Genomic DNA, 7988 nt, shown 5'->3' with positions numbered 1-7988 from the left:
ACCTACAAACTTTTTACGTTTCAGTGTGTTTATAGGTACATGTTATTTATTTTTGATTGTGATCAAATGTTTTATAGAAATAAAGGAATAACGAAATTGCAATTACAAACGCAATAATTCCATATACCTTAAATTCAAAGAATTTTATCATTGCCCATCTAAAATATGGACTTTCAAATGCATAATAGCTTATTAATTGACCATTATTACCTATACCACCTATACTTTTAGAAAGTTCAGTAATAGAAGGTGCTATACTTGTTGAAACCATAAGGTATATAGGAGTGATTATTGTTCCTAATATTAACATTTTTAATAAGTTTCTATTAGCTACTATTAATGCTGGAACTACTATCATAGGATTAACTATACCTGGTAAAGGTAATATACTACTAAATCCAAGTTTTGAAAATATTAATGCTAAAATAAGTGTAATAGGTATTAAAAGTACAGATACTATCCAAAGTTCGCCTGCAGATCCAAGTATAGGCCAATCAAGACCTATAACTATATCCTTATGTTTATATCTACTCTCCATAAAAGTTTTGGCAACTTCTGAAACTGGATTTAATGCTTTAACAAACATACCTGCTATTATAGGTAAAAGTACTAGTGTCGCTGCAAGTTTCACTGATATTTCTATACTTTCAAGTATAGAATAACCTGAAAATATAGAAAGTATCATACCTATAATAAATCCCATAACTGAATCTTCTCCAAAAACTCCTATCTTATTCTTTAAGTGTTCTATATCAAGTTCTGTATTTTTAATAAATGGTATCATATCTAAAAACTTATTTATCGGATACATAATCAAGCACTGTAATATCGCTACATGCGTTGTAGTTGTAGATTCCATACCAGTTATATCATCTATTCTTGGTCTAATTTTTTCTGCAACCTTTAATTCAATTAGTATTTGTATTATTGCTGCAATAAATCCAAAAATAACACTACCTGATATTACAGAAACAATAGCTGCTGTAAATACCTTAGTCCAAATATTAAATATATCAACATTTAATATATTAGTCTGATCAAAATGTATCATTATTAAATTAATCCCAATTTGCAAAGGAAACATAATAAGAGCAAAAGGCCAAGCAAAAGAAATAGTTACCATAGGAGAAAAACCTAAATCAATAACGTCTAACTTTATATTTGTATACTCTACAAATCTTAAAGCTACAGGAGAAATAGTATCAAACATAAATCCTATAACTAAAGATATTGAAGTAAAGGCTATTGCAAGTGTAACACCTGAAATTAAAGCATCTTTTACTTTCATCTTCATAAACAACGACATTATTATTATAACTATAGGTAAAAGTATACTTGGACTTATACCCAAAATATATTGTATTATTTCTGACATAACATTTCCTTTCTATCTTATCTTATTTATATTCCTAGAAAATCAATAATTTCTCTTTCTACTCCAAATTCATTATTAGTATATTTAGTTAATCTATTTATTTTTTCTAGAACAATTTGTTCTGAATTTTTCATAGCAAAACCATAACCAACCTCTAATAACATATCTAAGTCATTCTCACCATTACCAAAAGCAAGTACATCTTTTAAATCTATGTCTAATTTTTGGCAAAGAACTTCTAATCCTTTTGCCTTATTTATTCCTTTTTTAGTTAATTCATTTAAAAATATACCGCTTCTAGCCTGAGTAATTTTATCGTTAAAACTACTTTTTGAAATCAATTCATATATATTATCTAATTCTTCTTTATCCTTAGTAAATATCATTAGTTTTATTTTATTTTTTGGAAATTCATCTACACTTTCAATATTAACTAAATCAACAAAATTAACTCTTTGTTCTAAATTTACTATCTCTGAATACTCTCCATGATTTTTATATGTACAAAATCTATTCCAATCATGTATACTTAAAGGATTATCATATCCGTTACCTTCTAAAAGATCTATAATATTTAAAACAGTTTCATTATCTAGCAATTCTTGATATATCACTTTATTTTCTTTTAAATCATAAATTTCAGCACCATTATGACCAATAATATATCTTACCATATCTGTCATATCTATTCTTTTTACAAGTTCTACTATACCTGCAGTAGCTCTTCCACTCGCAAATACTATCTCTTGTTTTAAATTTTTCTCTCTTAATTTATCTACATAACTTAAATCTTGTTTAAAATGACTATCATCTAAAAAAGTACCATCAAAATCTATGGATATTAATTTTATCTTATCTTTCACTATATTCCTCCATAATTTCCATAAGTTTATGTGTTATACCTTTTTCAAGACTTGAATGACCTGCATCTTGTATTATGTATAAATTAGCATTATTTAGTTGTTTGTATAGGTCATATGCTCCTATTAATCTACAATCTACATCATATCTACCGTGAACAATATCTATTTCTATATTTTCTATCTTATTTGTATTTTCTAAAATATAGTTTTTTGTTGGTAAAAAAGAATTGTTATTAAAATATGTACATTCTATTATAGCCATAGAAATATCTGATTTTGATATTTCACTTTGATTATCTTTTCTTATAAGTCTTACACATGAATGTTCCCAGTCCGACCAAACTTTAGCATATTTTTTAGCTGTTTCTAAATCCATTTGTAAATATTTTAAATATGATTTAACAGGATTTTTTCTTTCTTCTATTGTTAAAGGAGAAATAAATTTTTCAAATTCTTCGGGATAAACATAGCTAGCACCTTCTTTATATAGCCAATCAACATCTTCATCTCTTGCTAAAAATATACCTCTTAAAACTAGTTTAAGTACTCTTTCTGGATGATTTATTGCATAAACTAAAGAAAGTGTTGAGCCCCAAGAACCTCCAAATACTATCCATTTATCTATACTTAATTTTTCTCTTATTTTTTCCATGTCATCTATCAACGAAAAAGTATTATTATTCTTCATTTTAGCAAAAGGTTTACTCATACCACAACCTCTTTGGTCTATAACTATTATCCTATACTTATCTTTATTAAAAAATCTTTTTGCATAGTCTCCCATAGGTGATCCTGGCCCACCATGTACAAAAACTACAGGTATTCCGTATTCATTACCACTTACCTCATAATATATTTCATGTCCATCATTTTCAAAATAATATCCTTTTTCATTATATTCTTCACTATGCAGTGATAAAATATTACTTATTTCCGAACTAATTATTTCTTTAATCATTTTATAAACTCCCTTATTTCATCAACACTATCTATAATATTATCATTAAATCCAGTTTTATCTATAAAAGCATGTACCTCTCCTGCATATCTAATCCCTATAGATTTTACTGCATTTTCTCTTAGTCTTTTATGGAAATATTCAGCTTCTAATCTTAAATAATCGTATTCTACTGTAAATATTAATGTTTTAGGAAATTGTCTTAATAAACTATCTGGAGCATTTATTTGAGAAATATAGTAATTATCAATGGATTCATTAGTTTTAATATACATATCCTTAATATATGACATAGCATACTTTAAACCACTTGCTTCTGATTTCATAAGTCCTGCATCAGGGCTTGTTTCATCTATATCATATTCTTTAATATCCCAAACAAAATCTTCCCTACAATTATCTTTTAAGTCTATAAGTAATACAGGATAGTACATTATTAATCCATCACAAATTTTAGTTCCCTCTTCTATATCTTTAATTACTACTGAACACGCAAGACCTCCTCCTGCACTATCCCCACCAACATATATACTATCATATCTATTTTCAAAATATTTTAAAACAGTATATCCTTCATTAATTGAAGTCGGATATGGAAACTCTGGTGCAAGTGAATAATCTACAGAAATTACAGTAGCACCCGTTTGTTCTGCCATATATCTACAAGTATTCTGTATAGTATCAGTTGATCCTCCATAATATCCTCCACCATGGAAAAATATTATTAATTTTTCTTTATCTTCATCATCTTTAGAATATTTAACAACTCTTATACCTTCTATTTTTTTTATTTCATTTTTTATATGAATAGTTGTAATATCCTTATTAGGAAACCACATTTCTGATCTCATTTTTTCAAGCGATGATGTAAATTCTTTACTAGGTCTTTTCTCTCCTTCTTTTATTTTTAATTCTTTAGTAAATTTAACATTAGGAGATAAATTCCCTACCTTATATCCCTCAACATTAGGTCTTCTTATTTCCATAATTTACTCACATCCTCACTTTCTCTAATATGGACTAATTTATGATCAACATATCTTTCATATTCTTTTCTTGCTTCATTTACGAAAACTATTTTACTTACTTTTAATTTTATTAAACTATCTATTAAAAATGAAAAAAAGAAAACTACTATAGATCTTGCTAAACTTACTTGTAAATAACCATAGGTAAATAATGCTGCAGCCATACCTGTAAACATATTAAACAAAGTTTTTTTGATAAAGTATCTTCTCTTTCTTTTAACAAAAAGATTTTCCCCTTCATTAATACTTTCTTCTATATCTTCTTTTTTTACATGCTCATATATATTAATACCTTCTTGTTGGTATTTATATATCAAAGCGGCACAAAATTCTTTTTGCACTTTATTATTATTAATTTCAGCCATTTTTAAACCTGATAATAGGGCAAAAACATTTTCTTTATTCTTTTCTTCCATTGTCATAACTATCTCCTAAAACTTTATGTGTTTATTAACTACATTCATATTTACTTTTCCTTTTAATTCAAGGTCTGATCTTATTTCCTTATTATTCCTAATTTCCAATATATACCTAACATTATCTTTTGAAAATCCAAGCATAAATAATTCATCTTCACTAAGTTCATTAATATTATGTTTAACATATTCTTTTTCTTCAGTATCTTCAACTAAAAATATTTTTTTATACTTATCTATATTATTTCTATTTATACCTTTAATCCTAACTAAATTATCAACAGTATCAATATATCCAACAAAATCTCTATACTCAATTATCTTATATGCTTCCTTAATAGAAAGACCTATTTTTAATATTTCATCTATCATAACATTATTTATATCTAATTTCTCCTTATTTTCGTTATCATTTTGAAAAACTAACTCTTCATTTATTTCTACCCTAGGAACATTATCTTCCTTAGTAAAAAAAGTTTTAATGAAATTAAATATGAAAAGCATAGATAAAATTACCAATATGTATTTTAATTTTCTCACAACATCTCCCTAATTACTTTTTTCTTTTCATTTAATCTTTCTTCAAATTCATCTACCCACATAAGTGGATCTTTAGGATTGATTAACCTCTTTATTGTATCTTCTTTTATTATCTTAGTTATAGCTCCAGCTCCTATAGATATTATATTCTTATACTCTTCTATCATTTCTATATTATATATTAATTGTTTACCTACCTTACAATATCCCATATTTTCACCATCTATACTAGAACTTTTTTGTCTATACATGTAATAAGGTATGTATCCTTTTTCTTTCATAACTTCTAATATCTTATTATTTATCAAAATATAGTCCAAAGCATTTTCTTCAAAATATTTACTCTTAGTAAGATAAGAAGCCTTTTTCATAGCTAAGTAATGAAACGTTACATTTTCTGGATCATAATCTTTGAATTTTTCTAAAGTATTTAAAACATCTTCCGTATTTTCACGAGGTAGACCTATAATAAAGTCCATATTAATATCAAACTTTAATTTTTTAGCTACATCATATACTTCATTAAGTTTTTCTAAATTATGATATCTATTAACTAGTTTTAATGTACTATCCTTAAAAGATTGTGGATTAATACTTATTCTAGTCACACTATATCTTTTTAGCATCATTAATTTCTCTTTGTCTATGGTATCTATCCTACCTGCTTCAAAAGTATATTCTTTTAAATTAGATAAATCTATATTTCCATCAATTGTTGTTAAAAGCATTTCTAATTCTTCATGGTTTAAATAACTTGGAGTTCCACCACCAACATATATGCTATTAATTTTTAAATTTAACTCCTTACATAAACTACCTATTTCTCTAATTTCTCTTAATAAGGTATCAAAATACTCTTCATATCTTTTTTCATATTTACCTTTTTTTAAATATGCAGGAAATGAACAATACGTACATTTTGTTGGACAAAATGCAAGTCCTATGTATATACCTATAGTATCCTTATCTAAATAATCAATAGAGTTTTTAACTACATCTATAAGTAATTTTGATTTTTCATCACTAACAAGATATACATGCTGTAATATTTTTAATATCTTATCATAATCATTTTTCTTAAGTAATTTTCTTACAAGTTTTGTCGGTCTTACACCAACTAAAGAACCCCAAGGAACAGCTATATTATATAGCTTTAATAAAGAGGATTTTAACATTACTTCAACTTGATTATCTATCATTTTATTAATAGTATAATTAATTTCATTTACTTCATTTTTGGCAAAAACAGTAATATCTTTACTAGATTCTTCTACATGAATATATACTTCATCTTCTATGTCTTTAAAGAATACATAAATAAATTCATTCCACTTATTTTCATTTATCTCATAATTTGAACTTATTTTCATATTACTACCACACATATATATCTAAAAGTATTAATATTGCAATTATTATCCTATAATATCCAAATACCTTGAAATCATGTTTTTTAATATATCTTAGGAAGCTATTTATTATCATTAGTGACATAATAAATGTTAATAAAAGACCGATAAATATTAATAATAGTTCATATGCACTTAATAAAGACCCTATTTTTATTAGTTTCAATGCAGTAGCACCCAGCATAGTAGGTATGGCTAAGAAAAATGAAAATTCAGTCGCTGCAACTCTATTTAATCCTAAAAACATAGCTCCTATTATAGTGGCTGCTGAACGAGATGTTCCTGGTATCATTGCTAAACATTGAAATAGCCCTATAGAAAGAGCCATAGTATAACTAATATTATTAAGATTAGTAATATTTTGTTTTCTATTTTTTCTTTCTATAAAAATTAATAATATCCCGTATATTAAAAGCATTACTGAAACTACTGTTGCATTAAAAAAGTGTTCTTCAATGTAGTCATCAAGTAATAGACCTAATATGACAGCTGGTAAAACTGCCACTATAATCTTAGTCCATAAAACAATAAGATTCTTCCTTTTTTCTTCTTTATACATAAATGGATATAGTTTTTTGAAAAATATTACTACAACAGTAAGTATTGCTCCAAGTTGTATTATCACTTGAAATGCCGTAACAAATTCCTTATTATTTGACAAATTTATATATTTATCTGCAAGTATCATATGCCCTGTTGAACTTACAGGTATAAACTCTGTAAATGCCTCAATTAAAGACAAAATGAATACTTTAAAAATATCTATTAACATATTTTCCTCCCAACTATTTATCTACCTTTAATTATACAATACTTAACTAAGTAATTCAACAATTTAAAAAGAACTACTTCTCACGAAATAGTTCTTATTTTTATTTTACCACATCAAACTTCAAAGCAAAAAGTGCTCTAAATCTTTTATTGTATTCCAAAGACGAATCTATATTTAATCTTGATATATCAAAGTTTATACCTAAGTTTACCCTAGGATTAAATGTCTTATAGTCTGTATCAAATCCTATCTTTGAATAAAGTTTTTTATACTTTAAGTTAATATCTAAACTAGTATCTATTTCTCTATTCTCTATACTATTTCTAATACTTAAAATATCCTTATATCCATAATCTAAATTAAAAGATGGTAAATATCTCCCATTTTCTATCTTGTTATCCAACTTTAATAATACTTTATGGTCTTCTTTAATTCTACTATCTAACCCTATGCTAAAATTATGTATACTATCTCTTCTACTTAATACATCTTCTACATATGATCTTCTATCTATATATGAATATGAACTTATTAAATCAATAGTTTTATTTATCTTTCTATCAACCTTTATTTCATATCTATTACTTAGTCCCGATATATCATAGATATTTTCATTATCTGTAATTA

General features: G+C 25.8%; 9 protein-coding genes. All 9 read right to left on the bottom strand.

Annotation, left to right across the window (positions count from 1 at the left end):
- Nucleotides 1-46: 46 nt before the first annotated feature.
- Nucleotides 47-1375 (bottom strand): PTS galactitol transporter subunit IIC, encoded by a 1329-nt coding sequence (locus AYC60_RS05900; protein ID WP_067322379.1) that lies wholly within the window; start codon nt 1373-1375, stop codon nt 47-49.
- Between the two features lie 26 nt (nt 1376-1401).
- Nucleotides 1402-2238, bottom strand: a complete 837-nt coding sequence (locus AYC60_RS05895; protein WP_067322377.1) for a Cof-type HAD-IIB family hydrolase — start codon at nt 2236-2238, stop codon at nt 1402-1404.
- Nucleotides 2228-3196, bottom strand: coding sequence for a prolyl aminopeptidase (gene pip, locus AYC60_RS05890; protein WP_067322375.1), 969 nt, complete (start codon nt 3194-3196; stop codon nt 2228-2230). Before pip ends, AYC60_RS05895 begins: the two co-directional genes overlap by 11 nt.
- Nucleotides 3193-4182, bottom strand: a complete 990-nt coding sequence (locus AYC60_RS05885; RefSeq protein WP_067322372.1) for an alpha/beta hydrolase fold domain-containing protein — start codon at nt 4180-4182, stop codon at nt 3193-3195. The genes pip and AYC60_RS05885 overlap by 4 nt, the downstream gene beginning before the upstream one ends.
- Entirely contained in the window at nt 4173-4646 is a 474-nt protein-coding gene (locus tag AYC60_RS05880) for a hypothetical protein (protein WP_067322370.1), read from the bottom strand. Before AYC60_RS05880 ends, AYC60_RS05885 begins: the two co-directional genes overlap by 10 nt.
- A gap of 9 nt (nt 4647-4655) precedes the next feature.
- On the bottom strand, nt 4656-5180 hold the full coding sequence (locus tag AYC60_RS05875) for a helix-hairpin-helix domain-containing protein (RefSeq protein WP_067322367.1): 525 nt from the start codon (nt 5178-5180) through the stop codon (nt 4656-4658).
- On the bottom strand, nt 5177-6550 hold the full coding sequence (locus tag AYC60_RS05870) for a coproporphyrinogen III oxidase (RefSeq protein ID WP_067322365.1): 1374 nt from the start codon (nt 6548-6550) through the stop codon (nt 5177-5179). The genes AYC60_RS05875 and AYC60_RS05870 overlap by 4 nt, the downstream gene beginning before the upstream one ends.
- Nucleotides 6551-6554: 4 nt before the next feature.
- Nucleotides 6555-7361, bottom strand: coding sequence for an undecaprenyl-diphosphate phosphatase (locus AYC60_RS05865; protein WP_067322362.1), 807 nt, complete (start codon nt 7359-7361; stop codon nt 6555-6557).
- 100 nt (nt 7362-7461) lie between these two features.
- Nucleotides 7462-7988 (bottom strand): hypothetical protein (locus AYC60_RS09125; protein WP_197416993.1); only part of this gene is annotated, 527 nt, incomplete at its 5' end.

This window comes from Streptobacillus felis (assembly GCF_001559775.1).
Taxonomy (GTDB): Bacteria; Fusobacteriota; Fusobacteriia; order Fusobacteriales; family Leptotrichiaceae; genus Streptobacillus; species Streptobacillus felis.
Note: the sequence above shows the minus strand (reverse complement) of the source record. Positions and strands in the feature narration are given on the sequence as shown.